This is a genomic window from Gammaproteobacteria bacterium, from assembly GCA_013697705.1.
Classification (GTDB): Bacteria; Pseudomonadota; Gammaproteobacteria; order UBA6002; family UBA6002; genus UBA6002.
Genome location: JACCWJ010000008.1, coordinates 36,124 through 52,297 on the forward strand (window position 1 = coordinate 36,124; position 16,174 = coordinate 52,297).

20 protein-coding genes and 1 tRNA gene are annotated in these 16,174 nt (G+C 39.5%); 9 read left to right on the forward strand and 12 right to left on the reverse strand.

Going from position 1 to position 16,174, the window contains the following annotated elements:
* Positions 1-10: 10 nt before the first annotated feature.
* The 9 genes from H0U71_02570 to H0U71_02610 all read right to left on the reverse strand — a co-directional run bounded on the left by H0U71_02570 (position 11) and on the right by H0U71_02610 (position 6,116).
* Entirely contained in the window at positions 11-460 is a 450-nt protein-coding gene (locus tag H0U71_02570) for a hypothetical protein (GenBank protein MBA2653935.1), read from the reverse strand.
* Between the two features lie 23 nt (positions 461-483).
* On the reverse strand, positions 484-1,542 hold the full coding sequence (locus H0U71_02575; GenBank protein ID MBA2653936.1) for a GNAT family N-acetyltransferase: 1,059 nt from the start codon (positions 1,540-1,542) through the stop codon (positions 484-486).
* Positions 1,539-2,579 carry a GNAT family N-acetyltransferase gene (locus H0U71_02580; protein MBA2653937.1) on the reverse strand — a complete coding sequence of 347 codons (1,041 nt, stop codon included), beginning with the start codon at positions 2,577-2,579 and terminating at the stop codon, positions 1,539-1,541. The genes H0U71_02575 and H0U71_02580 overlap by 4 nt, the downstream gene beginning before the upstream one ends.
* A 428-nt stretch (positions 2,580-3,007) precedes the next feature.
* Positions 3,008-3,964, reverse strand: a complete 957-nt coding sequence (locus H0U71_02585; protein MBA2653938.1) for a hypothetical protein — start codon at positions 3,962-3,964, stop codon at positions 3,008-3,010.
* Between the two features lie 161 nt (positions 3,965-4,125).
* Complete coding sequence (locus H0U71_02590) at positions 4,126-4,614, reverse strand: AraC family transcriptional regulator (protein ID MBA2653939.1); 489 nt, start codon at positions 4,612-4,614, stop codon at positions 4,126-4,128.
* Between the two features lie 25 nt (positions 4,615-4,639).
* Positions 4,640-5,053 carry a hypothetical protein gene (locus tag H0U71_02595; GenBank protein ID MBA2653940.1) on the reverse strand — a complete coding sequence of 138 codons (414 nt, stop codon included), beginning with the start codon at positions 5,051-5,053 and terminating at the stop codon, positions 4,640-4,642.
* A 14-nt stretch (positions 5,054-5,067) separates the two neighbouring features.
* Positions 5,068-5,409: an Hpt domain-containing protein gene (locus H0U71_02600; GenBank protein ID MBA2653941.1), complete on the reverse strand. Its 342-nt coding sequence runs from the start codon at positions 5,407-5,409 to the stop codon at positions 5,068-5,070.
* Complete coding sequence (locus H0U71_02605) at positions 5,409-5,771, reverse strand: response regulator (GenBank protein MBA2653942.1); 363 nt, start codon at positions 5,769-5,771, stop codon at positions 5,409-5,411. Before H0U71_02605 ends, H0U71_02600 begins: the two co-directional genes overlap by 1 nt.
* Before the next feature lie 12 nt (positions 5,772-5,783).
* Positions 5,784-6,116: an STAS domain-containing protein gene (locus tag H0U71_02610; GenBank protein ID MBA2653943.1), complete on the reverse strand. Its 333-nt coding sequence runs from the start codon at positions 6,114-6,116 to the stop codon at positions 5,784-5,786.
* Positions 6,117-6,583: 467 nt separating this feature from the next.
* Here H0U71_02610 and H0U71_02615 point away from each other — a divergent pair, with 467 nt between their 5' ends.
* The 3 genes from H0U71_02615 to H0U71_02625 all read left to right on the forward strand — a co-directional run bounded on the left by H0U71_02615 (position 6,584) and on the right by H0U71_02625 (position 8,111).
* Positions 6,584-7,303: a site-specific integrase gene (locus H0U71_02615; protein ID MBA2653944.1), complete on the forward strand. Its 720-nt coding sequence runs from the start codon at positions 6,584-6,586 to the stop codon at positions 7,301-7,303.
* A gap of 155 nt (positions 7,304-7,458) precedes the next feature.
* Complete coding sequence (locus H0U71_02620; protein ID MBA2653945.1) at positions 7,459-7,674, forward strand: type II toxin-antitoxin system HicA family toxin; 216 nt, start codon at positions 7,459-7,461, stop codon at positions 7,672-7,674.
* Between the two features lie 5 nt (positions 7,675-7,679).
* Positions 7,680-8,111: a type II toxin-antitoxin system HicB family antitoxin gene (locus H0U71_02625; GenBank protein ID MBA2653946.1), complete on the forward strand. Its 432-nt coding sequence runs from the start codon at positions 7,680-7,682 to the stop codon at positions 8,109-8,111.
* A 285-nt stretch (positions 8,112-8,396) separates the two neighbouring features.
* Here H0U71_02625 and H0U71_02630 read toward each other — a convergent pair.
* A tRNA-Thr gene (locus tag H0U71_02630) sits at positions 8,397-8,469 on the reverse strand.
* 127 nt (positions 8,470-8,596) lie between these two features.
* On the opposite strand from H0U71_02630, the gene H0U71_02635 reads away from it, so the two are divergent.
* From H0U71_02635 to yacG, 6 genes are all read left to right on the forward strand, one after another.
* Positions 8,597-9,346, forward strand: coding sequence for a prepilin peptidase (locus tag H0U71_02635; protein ID MBA2653947.1), 750 nt, complete (start codon positions 8,597-8,599; stop codon positions 9,344-9,346).
* Positions 9,347-9,362: 16 nt separating this feature from the next.
* The gene (locus H0U71_02640) at positions 9,363-9,959 is read left to right on the forward strand and encodes a dephospho-CoA kinase (protein ID MBA2653948.1); all 597 of its coding nucleotides are present in this window, start codon (positions 9,363-9,365) and stop codon (positions 9,957-9,959) included.
* A 91-nt stretch (positions 9,960-10,050) separates the two neighbouring features.
* A complete protein-coding gene (locus tag H0U71_02645; GenBank protein MBA2653949.1) occupies positions 10,051-10,263 on the forward strand; it encodes an osmotically inducible lipoprotein OsmB in 213 nt (70 codons plus the stop codon).
* Positions 10,264-10,374: 111 nt separating this feature from the next.
* Positions 10,375-11,271, forward strand: coding sequence for a DMT family transporter (locus tag H0U71_02650; protein ID MBA2653950.1), 897 nt, complete (start codon positions 10,375-10,377; stop codon positions 11,269-11,271).
* 212 nt (positions 11,272-11,483) lie between these two features.
* Positions 11,484-12,260 (forward strand): cell division protein ZapD, encoded by a 777-nt coding sequence (gene zapD / locus H0U71_02655; protein ID MBA2653951.1) that lies wholly within the window; start codon positions 11,484-11,486, stop codon positions 12,258-12,260.
* Between the two features lies 1 nt (position 12,261).
* Positions 12,262-12,459 carry a DNA gyrase inhibitor YacG gene (yacG, locus tag H0U71_02660; GenBank protein MBA2653952.1) on the forward strand — a complete coding sequence of 66 codons (198 nt, stop codon included), beginning with the start codon at positions 12,262-12,264 and terminating at the stop codon, positions 12,457-12,459.
* On the opposite strand, the gene H0U71_02665 is transcribed toward yacG, so the two are convergent.
* Both H0U71_02665 and secA read right to left on the reverse strand, forming a co-directional pair.
* Complete coding sequence (locus tag H0U71_02665; protein ID MBA2653953.1) at positions 12,460-13,377, reverse strand: NUDIX domain-containing protein; 918 nt, start codon at positions 13,375-13,377, stop codon at positions 12,460-12,462. It abuts the gene before it with no gap.
* Positions 13,361-16,078 carry a preprotein translocase subunit SecA gene (secA, locus tag H0U71_02670; GenBank protein ID MBA2653954.1) on the reverse strand — a complete coding sequence of 906 codons (2,718 nt, stop codon included), beginning with the start codon at positions 16,076-16,078 and terminating at the stop codon, positions 13,361-13,363. Before secA ends, H0U71_02665 begins: the two co-directional genes overlap by 17 nt.
* Positions 16,079-16,174: the final 96 nt, after the last annotated feature.

The following is a 16,174-nucleotide window of genomic DNA, read 5'->3' on the forward strand; positions in this document are numbered from 1 at the left end:
GAAAAAACATTCAGACTTGCGCTACCCCGATCGTGATATGAAACCCAATTGAGTATCCTCTAAAACACAAATTGTCAGGCAGGCCATACCTTCTTCGTAGTTGTAGCAATGAAGGAGAAGCAACCAAAAGCACATAATATTTTTTTGCACCAATGTCAGCCACAATGAGATTCTGCACACTAAATTTATGTTTCTGATGCAAATCTTGATCATTAATTTTGGTGTTTTCTTCAGGGTAAATAACAGTGATATGGGCACCGGCAGACTTCGCACCAAAATAATTAGGCATGTTTATTTGCTTTTTTTCTAGTAGCGGAAATAACTGATGGATATAGTTATTGTCAACATCAAGATATACTAACTGATTAGGTGTGATAGCGAGCATACCCTCTGTGGGTAGATGTAATGCTGTCCTTAACAGTTCAGGATTCTGTAATTTTTGTGTGGCGGGTATTATCATGATTCATTATTCCTAGGTAATCATCAACGATCACTATTTTCTTCTGCCAACTTTAAAATTCTATTAACGAACTCACCTTTAGCATTGGTATATTCTTCACGATCACAAGTATATTGCTTAGCCAGCTGTGTTTTCAATGCTTGATATTCTTTTGCAATCTCAGGACAAGCAATTAAATAATCTCTAAAATTAATTTTCCCGCGCCAGTGCTTTGAGGTAGGCTCAACAATATGTACATGGTGAGTGCGTTTTTCACCAAAAGGTGGCATGCCTTTTACAAAAAACAGTCGTTCTGGGTCAGGATTCTCATACCAATATTCATAACCCAATTTTTGCAATGCAGGAATAGCAATTATTTTCATTTCCTCTAATGAAGCAACAGCAATTTGAATATCGAGTATCGGCTTTGCTGCCATCCCTGGTATAGCTGTGCTGCCTATATGCTGAATATCAATTACTTTAGCGAGAGGTAATACTTCTCGTAATTGACTAATTTCAAGATCAGCTTCCATGGGCCATTTTGAATCATAGGCCACAATTTCAACATGATCTTTTCTCAAGACATCAGCATCATTTCTTATAAAATCTTCGTAAGTCATTGCCCAATGTTCATGGCCACGCCATTCATTGTCAATCTTCAGGTAACGTGGTGAAAACCCTTCATAACGAAAACCATTATTTTTGACCAACTGTATTGATTTACTATTAGCAGGCTGTATGTTTGCTTCAATTCGGTGCAGCCCTAACTCATTAAATACTTTTGTCACCACTAATTTCAACCCCGCACTCATGTAGCCCTCACCCGAAAAATCAGCAACCCCATAAAATCCTAAATAAGCATTTTGAAATAATGCCCGAATAATTTCGTTGACATTAAAAACGCCCACTATACTTTCTGAAGCATTGAATACAAGGAAACTTTTTTGATTAGATTGCTGATAATGCTGCAAATATTGATCAAATTCTTCAGCCGTAGTGGGTGCTTCTACCCAAGGATGATGCAACGCTTGGCTGAGTTGCATGGCTGAAATAAAAGCGGCCTTATCTTCAATTCGTGGTTCCCGAATCAATATATTGCTCATAATGCTATCCGGCTATCAAACTTGAAAATATTTTTACGACTATTATTAAAATGCGCAATATCACAAGTATATTCACTAAAATTATTATGGGTATAATTTTTGATGGTTGCCCGCCAAAAACGATATGCGCCTTCATTACCGGGGATGACCATTACCTCCCAAACACCTGGAAATTTTTTAAAACATTCCTGAGCCACATATTTTCCAATGCCTTTATGGGTAAATTTTCGCAAAATGAAAAATTGTGCCATATTAAAATCAATTTCAGGACTACTGCCTTTTTTATCGACAATGGCAAAGCCAACTATTTCATTTTCATATCGCACGACAAATGGGAAGTTATTTTCACTCTCCCAATATTTTTTAAAATTAATGCACTCATATAAACCATCTTCTGGAATCTCCCAGCCTTTTTCATTTCCAATATATTCGCTCATGTCATAGACGTAAAAACGCCCAAGGTTTTGAATAACGGGATAATCTTCTAAAGTGGCTGGAATAAGTTTAATTTTACTGTAAACAATTGCGGGCTTAAAAATATCGTAGAGTGCTACTTCATTATTCCCATAATGAGCGCGCCCTACGTATTTCATGTTAACTTTTTCTAATACCGTTCGTGATCGATCATTCTCAGGATTAATTACAGCAACAAGTTTTTCAACAGATAGATGATGAAATCCCCAGTCAATAAGAGATTTTGCAAGCTCAGTAGCATAGCCCTGCCTCCAAGCAGCTTTGGTCAGTGCATAACCAACTTCAATGTCAGGTTGACCCTCATTAAAGGCAAGAAAAATTAAACCTGCGCGACCAACAAATTTTCCACTTACTTTTTCAAATACACAACCAAGGCTAAATCCATGTTTTTCCTGATGTGCAATAGCTTTCTCTAAACCCGTCATTACTTCGATGCGCGTACGAACGCCTTGACCAATGTATTGCATCACCTCAGCATCAGATTGCAACGCAAATAAATTCTCAAAATCTTCTAACACTGGGGTATTGATTATTAATCTTTCTGTTTCTAAAAAAATGCTCATATCATGTTGCGCCTGTTTTATCATTCCATTGGAAAACCGAATGCTTCAGTGATGAATAAGGTTTTATTGATGTTCAGGGGCGGATTTTATGTCCTTCACCCGCTCAATTCTGTAATGTTTTAGATTGGATAAGTATAAAATCCATTTTTAATAACTTGATAGCGTCAGACCTTAAATTGGACTCTGCCCTGCCACGCTCTTATCCGTATTACCCCCTCTACCGCGTAAATTACTATTTTAATTCTCATAAGATTATTCGCGGGAGAGGGATGGGGTGAGGGCTCACTTTGTTGAGTTTCCCGAAAGAGGGAAGTTTGCGTAATCTAAAACAGGCCCTTTTTGCTAAGACTTCTCACAACTGTTAAGCCCTATTAAAAATACAATTTTCAATGGGGCATCTCTAACAATGTTCAGTGTGAAGCATATGTTCACGGATTGCCATTTAATAATGCTTGAGACTCATCATTCTCATTTACCAGTAGATTGGCTCCTCCATTAGTGAACGCTCGCAAAAATGCTAGTGCTTTCGCCCTTTTAATTGGGCCGTCCTCCACCTCCCAATAGCGATTTATATCGGGGATTTTACGACGCTCCAATTCTTTTAGGTTGCCGTAGGCCTCTGTTGAATTTGCAAATAGGTCACACGCTTCTGATTTAGTTTGTAAAGTTACCGTGTCAGCTCCGGGCTTTTGCCCTCTCTGCATACCTTTGAGCATTTTTCCATAAAATCCTAAAACGACATGATCAATGGCAATGGCATCATTAAGAGTTATATTTTCTTTTTTTAGTAGTACTTCAGTTTTTTCAGCTTTTTTCTTTAGAGAGTCTACTACAGTAGGCATTCCTTTCACGCCTGTAATTATTCCTCGCAAAGGCATTCGTATTAACCACGTTAAAGGCGTGGTTACCAATTGCCCTACTCCTCGTATTAGACTGGTAATCCCATCTAAGATACCTCCGCCGGTCCTAGCAAAATTCATGGCCATATTATTTGCAAATAAATTAAGACTTCTTTCGGCTATTGCCCTATACGCATATCGAAAAGTATTAGCTAAAAATAAAACAGGGCTGACTAATATGTTGAAGACCCCCTTAAGAATATTGCCGATACCTCGAAAGGGCTGGAGAAAATCTCTGGCGATATAAAAACGCGATTTATAAGGTTTAAAAGTGTCTACGAAATCTTTTCTCATAGCCAATAACGGGTTGAAACCGCCTAGAATATAGAAACTTAATTTATTTGTATCTCGAGGATCACCTCCCTCTTCCGAAAAAAGATCGTCAAACTTATTATATTTGTAATATAAATTTCGCAAATCCCCAACTGGCCCGATTTTTTTTGCAAGCAATTCGAATGGCGAAACATAAGGTCTAAACTTTGGCATGCGACCAACCTTTTTAGTTTTGAATAAGTTATATATTTTCAATAGGGTTAGGATAGCTGTTCGACATTAAGGAAACCTTAAACAAAACATGAATATATTTCGAAACTTTGTACTGGACCCACTCTTACGTCGCCCACGACTTGATCGCAGTAATTGCATAGTTATTCAATCCCCATATAAATATCCACACTGTTATTATTGGGATCAATCGCACGCTGGTCATATACTTCAAAATCAGCAATGTAGGCTCTCTTACCGCCAAAATCATCTGAGGTCATTTTCCAAATTTTTTGCCAAGCATTACTGACTATGTCTGGCATTTTGCCTGATGATGTTGTGAATTTTTGATATTTCGCTGCGGGTATTATTAATTGCTGCAGTCCCTCTGGGATATTCTCAAATGCGTTAACTTCTTCACCAATGAAATATGTGTATTCCCCGTGCTCATCACTATCATACTCAGTATAGACAGATAGAGTGACACCAGGATTTTTTCGATTAACTATTTTGCTCGCTAAATTTTGGCTCCAAAAACGTCCCGCTAATTCACCAATTTTAGAGGATTGCGGGTTCATCTCATTTTGGTTATTTGTTCTTACGGTTAAACCAATTAATTTGATTTCTGATTTATTTACCGATTCTGTTTCCACTTTCTACCTCTTAAATTGAACATTTTTATTCCATTTTCCCTGGGGGCGAGCTGAATTTTTTGACCAGCAACCGCGAAATGGGTTTCAGCTCTAATTGACTAATATCAGCGACCCATTCAAAAATTTCTTCAATAATCTGTTTACTTATATTTGTTTCTAAAATCAGTTTCCAACTTAAAAAACAATTTTCTGGATTAAGCTCATTAAATGGAGGCAAATGATCGATGTTAAGAGTCACACGTAACGGACCCCACTCCTCTAAGGCTTGAAAAAAATGAAGTGGATCATTTCCTGAAAAGAAGATGTCGGGATGCGGAGAAAATAATATTTCCCAACCCTCTATTGAATTCGATGATGACTCTATTTTTGAGTCTTCTATCTTATTAGTTTCAGGCACTGAGACAGGAGAAGTCGATAATTTCTCAAATTCAGACTGCAAAGGAAGGACTTTATCTATAGTGATAGGCTGTTTTGGCTCAAATCTGCAATCAAATCACGCAGACAATCCACTGCCTTTAACATAAGATCCACACTTTCCTTTGTTAGGCTTTGGCTACCGTTACGAATTTGCGTAAGATAACTTTCTAAAGTATGAGTGAAATCCCTAATGATATTAAAACCAAACGTTGCGCTTCCCCCTTTCATGGAGTGCATAGCTCGAAAGATACGATTAACAGCCTCCTTATCGGTAGGTTGATTAACGTCGATATTCAGCAATGCTTTTTCCATATCTGCCAACATCTCAAGGCTTTCCTCAAAAAAGCTCTGATGAAATTGTGATATATCTATTTCCATTATTCGATTACTCGTTTAATGACTTGTATTAATTTTTCAGGATTGAAAGGCTTAATTATCCATCCTGTAGCACCAGCCTCTTTACACTTTGTTTTTACCTCGGCTGAATGTTCTGTAGTTAAAATTAATATGGGCGTAAACTTATAGTTGGGTAGATTGCGCAATGCTTTAACAAGCTCGATACCATCTAACCTAGGCATATTGATATCGGAAATTATTAGATCAAATTTTACCAGATCTGCTTGCTCTAACGCTTCTTGCCCATCACATGCGGTCGTTACTGAGAATCCTATCTGTGAGAGCATGTCCATTACCATTTTTCGAATTGTTACTGAATCGTCTACTGCAAGAATCTTTTTCATCACTCACCTCGCTCAGGACTGTAACCCGCTTCTTTTATCCTCATGGCTTGTCTCACCAATCTCTAGTAGATGCTCCATACCCAATAGTTGAACAGCATTGCATAACGCTGGAGTGCAATCCTGCCAGCTCCAAGATATTTTTCGTTCTTTTGCCGATAATATGAAACTTAATAATAGTTGTAGAGAGGTTGTATCTACAGAATGAATAGCGGATGCTTGCAAACAAAGAGGCTTACCTGAATTAAGCGCTTCCTGATAGATACTTTGTTGGGAATGAATTTCGCAGATATTCAGCATTTCTCCATAAACGATAAGATTTTTTTCGCTTTCCCTGCAAAGCCTCATGCCCCCTCCTAAATAACTCAAAATAACATCCTGTTTATTATGATTAGTTTAGCTTCTATCTGGCATACTTCAAGGAGGCTACTGAACCCTATTAATGTGGAATAAATTATTTTAGGTTTCCTAGATTGCGTTTCACTACATCTGGGCTGTAGGTTTTGAGGGATGAGTGGGATGCCAATACAAATATTTAGCGCAGGATCTCAAAGTAGGCAAAGTCACCATTGAGCGTTGGTACCATCAACGTTATTGGCACGAAGAAAAAACCCCTTAATTGAGCGATGCCGAAAGGCGGAATCGAACCGCCGACCTCCTGATTACGAATCTCGAATTCATATACTTAACTAGTTTTTACCGTGCTTAATTAATTTTTACAAAATAAACACTTACTGATAACCTGCCTTTAATCAACCCACACTTAATTTAACTAAATTTCACCTTAACCATAGTACCAGTCTAGCACTGATTCTCTGGCGAAAATCCGAGAACATAGTGCTTATGCAGCAAATAGACTTCTTGCGTTACTGAGTATTTTATTTAACAAAGCAATTGAATTTGGCTTATGGGATAAAACAAATCCTGTAATAGGAATAAAAAAATTTAGAGAACAATCACGTGATCGTTTTTTACAATCTGATGAACTACCTCGCTTTTTTCAAGCACTGGCAGAAGAACCCAATGAAGACATCCGGGATTATATTCTTCTTTCACTGTTAACAGGCGCTAGAAAATCAAATGTATTAGCAATGAAATGGGAACAAATTAATTTACCTCGCAAAGAATGGCGTATTCCAGAAACTAAAAATGGCACCCCGCAAACTATTACATTGCCTAAAGAAGCTTTAAAAATGTTAAAAAAGCGCCGGAATAGATTACAAAATCATTACTATGTTTTCCCAGGCAATGGAAATAAAGGACATTTAATTGATCCTAAAAGGGGTTGGCAGCGCATATTAGCTCATGCAGGGATTCAAGATTTACGAATACATGATTTACGCCGCACATTAGGAAGCTGGCAAGCTAAAACAGGCGCCTCATTGGCCATTATTGGCAAATCTTTGAATCACAAATCTCCTATGACCACAGCTATTTATGCGAGATTGGATTTAGACCCTGTTGGAGAGTCCGTGGAAAAAGCTACTAAGGCTATGTTGAAAGCGGCAAAAATTAATTTAGAAGAAGATAAGTAAAAATATAAGGAAAAACTTATGACCATTATATCTAATGCTTTCCACTCCGGTCTAACCCATTCCCCACTGAAGATCCACCAATGTATAGAATTTAATGGCTAGGATTAACTTGTGTTTCGGACGTTTTTGACCGATACTTAACTTAAGGATTTCTCATGAAAGGCTCTGAGTTCTTAAAAAAAATTAAAAAACTAGGAAAGGAAAAAGGTATCAAAGTTGAGCTAGTTCAACGACGCGGTAAAGGAAGCCATAGTACCCTACTCTATGGGGAACGCTTTACGATTATTCGTAATTTAAAAGATGAACTTAAGACTGGCACTTATAACGCTATGCTTCAACAGCTTGGCATTGATAAAGACGATTTGAGGTAAACACTATGAGCAATTTTAATTATCCTGCTACCCTAATTAAACAAGAGGAAGGCGGCTATTTAGTACAATTTACTGACTTTCCTGAAGCTATTACTCAAGGTGAGACTAAAGAAGAGGCTTTAGCCGAGGCTATTGACTGCCTTGAAGAAGCTATTGCAAACCGTATTGAAATGAAATTAGATATACCAGCACCAAGTCGTCATAAAAAAACGGATTACATTGTCTCACTACATACCACCTTTGCGGCAAAGACAGCTCTATATCTTGCAATGCGTGAACAGAAATTAAGTAATACGCTCTTAGCCAAAAAGTTAAATTGCGATGAGAAAGAAGTTCGTCGCCTTCTTGACCCGCACTTCAATTCAAAATTACCAAGAATTGAGCAAGCACTCCATATGTTAGGCAAGAAACTTCAACTAGAAGTTGTTTCTTGCTGAGCTGAGAGCTTTTTTTAAAATCACTATATGCGATAAGGAATTCTAGATTGATGAATTGAGATATTTTTATATCCTAATTTATCACAAATTTTTTTTATTTCATGCTTGCATGCTCATAATTACATCTAGGTCCCACCCTGATCTCGCATATTTCATCCTTTTCAAACGGTAAGGCTACTTGTTGGAACTGTTGCAACAAAAGGACTAATACTGAATTTACTGTTTCGCCAAAATTTTAGTTTTTCATCTATTTTTACCCTTCGTTTCCCTGTGATAATTTATCGATGCCGGAGAGCGGAATCGAACCGCTGACCTCCTGATTACGAATCAGTTGCTCTACCAACTGAGCTACACCGGCAAGGGGTGGAGTATAAAAAACATTAAGGGGTATTGCAATGCGGTTTCCCCCTATCGCGCTTTTTCCTGTAATTGACTCTCCTGCTAAAGAGGCTATCTTTATCCAACCACAAAACTTTGGATAAGTGATGACTATAGAGAATTATCTACTCGACCACTCCTACCTGTTCATTTTGTTAACAGGATTAATCGGTTTTTTTGTAGGCTATCTCCTAAATATAATTATCTATCGACTGCCCTTGGTTATTGAAGCTGAAAATTATCAAATCGCGCTAGAAATACTAGGCACTACTTCTCCCACGCGCTCCGCGAAACCTCGACCATTTACGAAAAGAATTCTCTTATCACGTTATCTCGTGGTTGAGCTTATTACCTGCGCCCTATCTGTTATATTAGCGATCCATTTCGGCCCCAGCTTGCAATTACTTTGCGCTTGGCTGTTAACCTTTGCTTTAATTACGTTATTCTTTATCGATAATGATACTATGCTGCTACCTGATCAAATCACCTTACCCATTTTGTGGCTGGGACTTTTCTTTAATATATTTTCAGTGTTCACTCCAATAACGGATGCAGTGTTAGGGGCAATTTTTGGATACCTCTTTTTCTATTTAATGGCCTATTTAATGCTAAAAATACGAAAAACCCACGGATTAGGAGGCGGGGATTTGAAATTAATTAGCCTGCTGGGAGCATGGTTTGGCTGGCAAATATTACCTATAATTATTTTTATAGCGTCTTTTACGGGCGCCTTATTTGCAGCATTCTATATTTTCTTTAAAAAGGAAAAAGTGACCTTGCAAATTCCCTTTGGACCCTTTCTTACCTTTGCAGGCTTTCTGATTTTATTGTGGGGGCGGACACTTTATCACTATTAACAGGACATGAAGCTATATGCTAAAGATTGGTTTAACGGGGGGTATAGGCAGCGGTAAAAGTACAGTTGCCAGCTATTTTGAAGACCTCGGAATCCAGATTATTGATTCTGATGTGATTGCCCGTAATCTCACCAATATTGCGGAGCCTGCCCACACTGCAATTGTTCAAAAATACGGTAATAAAATTCTTACACAAGAAGGTGAAATTAACCGACGCGAATTGCGTGCCATTATTTTTTCCGACACCAATGAGAAAAGATGGCTAGAAGATTTGATACACCCCCTCATCAAGCAAAAAATCCTAGAAGGTATTGCCGCCAGCACCTCACCATACTGCATTGTCGTGATTCCGCTGCTCGTAGAAACGGGAGTCTATGATTTAACAGATCGCATTTTGGTAGTGGATTCCCCCATCGAGAAACAAATCTCCCGCACTACTAAACGTGATAAAACGAGTGAACATTTCGTGATTGATATTATAAAAAATCAAGCGACTCGCGAAGAACGTATGGCGGTGGCTACCGATGTTATTTATAACAATGGTGATTTTGATCAACTCAAACAGGGCGTCTACCAACAACACCTCATTTATCTCCAGATGCTTAAATCCTAGCCGAAAATTCAAATACATATCTGCTAAACTTAAACTGAGTATACAATCATCAAGAAGATTTTTGTGATTGCTAGCAAATAAGGAGAGTCAAATGAACAAGAAAGTTTTGTCTATAGTGGCCAGTGGTGCCATTTCTTTTCTCGCCATGAACTTATCTGCGTGTGCATCCCGAAGTGATACCGGAATGGTTGCAGGCGGCGTAATCGGTGGAGCTGCTGGTAGCGCCATAACCGGAGGCAGCGCGGTCGGGACAGTAGCAGGCGCTGTGGGCGGCGCAGTTATTGGTCGAAATGTAGCACGTTGAGGCTATTAATCTATTGACCCAAAGACCCTCTCCGGAGGGTCTTCTTTTTATGATTTCAATTCTATTTAAATTAACCTAACATACACTTTTTAGTTAATTAGAAGACAATAGATGGAATCAAAAAAAGTTCTGACTTATGGTTTATTATTATCAGTAATTCTGATTTGGGCACTTTCCTGGCCCATTAGCAAATTGGGCCTGATGGACATGCCCCCTATGTGGTATTCCGCTTTTCGCCTAGTCGTTGGCTTTGTCACTATCTTTATTATTCTGCTTTTCCAAAAGAAGATTAAGATTCCAAAGAAGCAAGATATCCCCTTAATAATGAGCATTGGACTACTTCAGATGGCCTGTTTTCTCATATTGATTAATGGCGGACTTCTGTTTGTCGATGCGGGACGCTCTGCTATTTTAGTTTATTCAACCCCTTTTTTGATTACCCCTATCGCTGTGCTATTTTTTGATGAACGATTAACGAAAGCCAAGCTAATCGGGTTACTTTTAGGCGGCCTGGGAATTTTACTGCTGTTTAATCCCTGGACTTTTAATTGGCATGATCATCATACCTTGATCGGTAATGTGCTGTTATTACTCGCGGCAGTATGCTGGGCTGTTGCTATGTTGCATACACGCTATGGCATCTGGCATAGTCCATCAATACAGTTAGTTCCTTGGCAGCTACTCATTGCCGGATTTTTTGTCATTATGGCGTGCTTGATTCTTAATCCTCACCCACAGATTAATTGGAACTCTCGCTTGATATGGACTGGCCTGTACAATGGAATCTTAGCAACTGGCTTTGCCTACGCCGCCATAATTTATGTGAGTCAAAAACTCCCCGTGATTAATACCTCACTCCTACTCTTAGGCGTTCCTGTGGCAGGGCTGGTCTTTTCCTCTCTTTTACTTAGCGAGAAATTAACGTGGGTGACCAGTGCAGCATTAGCATTAATAATAAGCGGCTTGATTGCCATTGCGATGGATAAAAGTACTGACATTAAGGCGTAATAACAATTTTCACGTTGCCGATTCTCAACAGCTAGCAATGGAAAGGTTCGGACAATCGTAAATTCCAGATAGTCCATTAATTTTCAAATGGCCTTGTGTTAGGAGTCGTGTAGAAGAGTACTCGCCACAAATAGGTAATATTTGGATTGAATAAAAAAAATCAGTTATGATTAGGGAAAATGTAATTAAACCTGTAATAGGTCACAACACTTATGCAAGATGAAATAATCACTTATGAGCAGCCCTTAAATGAACACATTAGGGTTTGTTTGCGACTCGAACATCTGTTTGAGCAGATAGTTAATAATCTGGAAAATCCCACTGACTGGGGAAGTCGCACTGCAATTTTGGCATTACTGGAGACGGTTAACGTAATCGATAGGCCAGATCTAAAAACTAAGCTCACCAAAGCACTCACACAACACGCGGCTACATTAACCCAGCTGGAAGTATTGCCTCAAGTAGATGGCAGCAAACTACGTACTGTATTATCTGAGTTAGATAGGTTAATTGACCAGTTGTATGCTACCCAAGGAAAAATCGGTCACAACCTGCGGGGCAATGAATTCTTAAATACAATTCGCCAACATCTTTACAATCCAGGCGGAGCGGTAAATTTTAGCAATCCTGGCTTTCAACTATGGCTACAACAACCTTCGGTTACCCGTATCAACGATCTTAAAATATGGGTTAAAGAATTCGATCAACTAAGAGATGTGGTCAATATTCTGTTGCGACTGACCCGACAAAGCAGTCTACCGATTGAAAAATATGCAGATAACGGTTTTTACCAGCAGGCGCTTGATCCTAATGCCACTTGTGAAATGGTGAGAGTTATGTTACCCGTCACCTCCAATTTATATCCGGAAATTAGCGTGGGTCGGCATCGCTTATCCGTAAGATTTTTAGAACCCAATTGCCATGAACTCGGTCGTTCAAAGCAATGTGACTACAATCTAAAGTTCAAACTAACGTGTTGTGCCATCTAGGATGAAACCAGAATTACCTTCACTCAACGTAAAATGCCCTACTTGCAGTACTGAAATCGTGTGGAATGAGAAGAATGTCTTTCGCCCTTTCTGCTGTGAGCGATGTCGTCTCATAGATTTAGGAGACTGGATTGCAGAAAAACATGTTATTCCGGGAATGCCTGAAAACTCTATCGCCAAAGAATCTGAAGAAGAATAGTTAATTACTGACGCCGCTCCACAAGGCACGTCGCGCTATAGTAAATCCACTTGATTGTTTTTCTCTTATATAAATAGGAATATTGGCTGCAGCAATTAGCTGATTGCGTTGTGTTTCATTATCGTATTCCCCGGTAATCTCAAAGAAATCGATCCCTATTTCTTCAATCCGCGAGAGTTCGGTAATCGTATCGCAGGCAGCCCCCAACCAGGTTTCTTTTGCAATAGGACGTTGATCCATGTGGAGGAGTTGATCCGTATGCATCACCACTCCATCCGCGATGGTTTGATTAATTAGAGCGTGATTAATGGGGCTAAGTAGTAACGTTACTTTCCTATTTCGACACAACACAGCAATCTTCTTTGCTACAGATAAGTAATCCGCATCATTGAGATTATCCGACTGAAATTTAAGCATCCGTGTAGGACTCTGGATTAATTTTTCTTCTAAGGCGGATAAGAAAATTTCAGGATCATCACAGGAGGGCGTAATGAGATATTCTTTAGGCAGCAGTGTGGCAACTACAATAGCGCGATTAGCAGGCAGCATGTTTAATTGATTCAAGGTATTGGGTTGCCGCCAGCTTATTTCCTGGCCTTCTAGACCTGCGGCTTTGCCACTAAACAACTTCACATCCCATGCATGAAGTATCACAGTTCTTTCGGGATAGGCATAGGTGAGACGAATAAGGGGGGTACATTCATTAACCGTGATGCCTACCTCTTCGAGCAACTCTCTCTTCAGGGCCATCACTGAATCTTCATTGGCCTCTAGCTTACCTCCTGGAAACTCCCAAAAGCCTCCCCCTAACCAATGATCGGGGCGTTTTGCAACGAGTAATTCCCCGTCGGCATTGGTAATTATTCCAACGGCAACATGGATAACCTTGGGCGTGGGATTACTAATTAATCTGTCCATGACAATGTTTATATTTTCGACTAGAACCACAAGGGCAAGGATCATTTCGACCCACTTTAGGCTCTGCTCGAGTATAAGTCTCCACCATTTCTAATTCTGCGCCTTCATTTTCACCGAAATTTGGCTGCCCTGACGTCATGAGAGCATGTTGAAATTCAGCATTTTCTAAATTAGAGAGTTGTCTTCTCATATTCTCAACGGCTTGGACATCTTGTTCTGTATTGATATTCATCATACACAAGGTGCTAATCACATAATATTTAATGCCATCCAACATTTGAGTAAACATTTCAAAACACTCACGCTTATATTCTTGCGTTGGATTTTTTTGCGCAAATCCTCGTAAATGAATACCTTGTCGTAGATGATCCATCGCAGCAAGATGTTCTTTCCAATGCATATCTAGGCTTTGTAACATGACGGATTTTTCAAGTTGACGTAGAACCATTGGCCCCAGTTGTTCTTCTTTTTTCTTATAGAGTCTTTGCACCTCGGCAATAATGCGTTCGCGAAGGGTTTCTTCGTATAAGTTCTCTTCTTTTTCAAGCCATTCTTGAATTGAAAGTTTAAATCCAAAATCTTTCGCTAATACTTGTTCTAAGCCCGCAACATCCCATTGTTCTTCTAAACTTTGAGGAGGAATGTGATTTTCAACTGTCACTAATATTACATCTTCGACAATTCCATTGATGGTTTGAGATATATCCTCTGCTGCCATTAATTCGAATCGTTGATAATAAATTACCTTACGTTGATCATTCGCTACATCATCATACTGTAATAACTGTTTGCGCATATCAAAGTTGTGTCCTTCCACTTTGCGCTGCGCGTTTTCAATTGCTCTTGATACCAAGCCTGATTCGATAGGCTGATCTTCCTGCATTCCTAATTTCCGCATTACGCTGGAGAATCGTTCAGGCGCGAAGATACGCATGAGATTATCTTCTAATGAGAGAAAGAATTGTGAAGATCCTGGATCACCTTGTCGCCCGGATCGACCACGTAATTGATTATCGATACGTCTCGACTCATGTCGTTCCGTACCTAAAACGTGCAGACCTCCAGCGGCCACAACTTGTTTATGACGTTCTTGCCAATGTAACCGCAAGTCAGTAATTTGCTGGTCGGTAGGATTTTCTAAATCAGCAAGTTCTGCTTCGAGATTGCCCCCTAGTACAATATCAGTACCCCGTCCTGCCATATTGGTCGCGATGGTCACGGTACCAGGGCGCCCTGCCTGAGCAATTATCTTGGCTTCTTTTTCGTGATATTTTGCATTTAAAACTTGATGGGGAACTTTTTGTTTGCTTAACACATTGGATAGAAATTCGGAAGTTTCGATCGATGCGGTACCCACTAGAATAGGCTGACCGTTTTGATGTCTTTTCTTTATATCTTCGATAATGGCATTAAACTTGCCCTCACCTGTCAAATAGACTTGGTCACTTTGATCTTTGCGCACCACCGGTTGATTGGTAGGGATGACAACGACTTCAAGACCATATATTTGTTGGAACTCATATGCTTCGGTGTCCGCCGTACCCGTCATACCCGAAATCTTGTTATACAGTCTAAAATAATTTTGGAAAGTGATAGTGGCTAATGTTTGATTTTCGCTTTCAATCTTCACCCCTTCCTTCGCTTCCACTGCCTGATGTAATCCATCCGACCAGCGTCTACCAGACATTAAGCGCCCGGTATGTTCGTCAACAATTATGACCTTATCGTCTTTTACGATGTATTCAACATCACGATGGTAGAGAAAATTCGCACGTAAAGCCGCATTCAAATGATGAAGCAGCATGACATTATTTGCACTATAGAGACTTTCACCTGGCTTTAAGAGACCGCCCTCAGTGAATATTGTTTCGACATTCAAATGGCCTTCTTCACTTAAGTACACTTGCTTTACTTTTTCATCTAAAGAAAAATCGCCTGGAGCATCCTTATTGCTTTGTTGCTTTAGGCTGGGGATTAAAGAATTAATACGCATATATAATTCTGAACTTTCTTCCGCAGGACCAGAAATGATCAAGGGAGTTCTGGCTTCATCAACAAGAATGGAGTCCACTTCATCGACAATCGCATAAGCAAGGTCACGTTGAACCCGAGTCTCAAGACTAAATGCCATATTGTCACGCAGATAATCAAAGCCAAACTCGTTGTTTGTTCCATAGGTTATGTCTGCATTATAGGCTTTTTTCTTTTCTTCATAGCCCATATTAGTGAGATTGACTCCCACCTCTAAACCAAGAAAACGAAAGATAGGGGCCATCCATTCTGCATCGCGCTTTGCAAGATAATCATTAACGGTAACGATGTGAACCCCTTTACCGGGTATCGCATTGAGGTAAGCCGGCAGAGTAGCGACCAAGGTTTTACCTTCCCCTGTACGCATTTCAGCAATTTTACCTTCATGCAAAACCATACCCCCAATTAACTGCACGTCAAAATGGCGCATCTTGAGCGTTCTATTGCTGGCTTCTCGCACTGCAGCAAAAGCTTCAGGCAGCAAATCATTGAGAGATTCACCTTTTTGATAACGGTCTTTAAATTCGTTAGTCTTGGCACGTAACTGTTCATCCGTCAGTGCGGTGAACTGCGGTTCAAGTTGGTTAATAACCGTAACTATCTTACTCATACCCTTAACAATTCGTTGGTTACGAGTACCGAATATTTTGCTCAATAACGTATTGATCATAATCACTTCTTAAGATTGATTTTTAGTAGATAAAAATTGGTCCAGCCTAATGTTAGGGCTATTTATACCTCTAATAAAAAAAAAAGTCCAACTCTC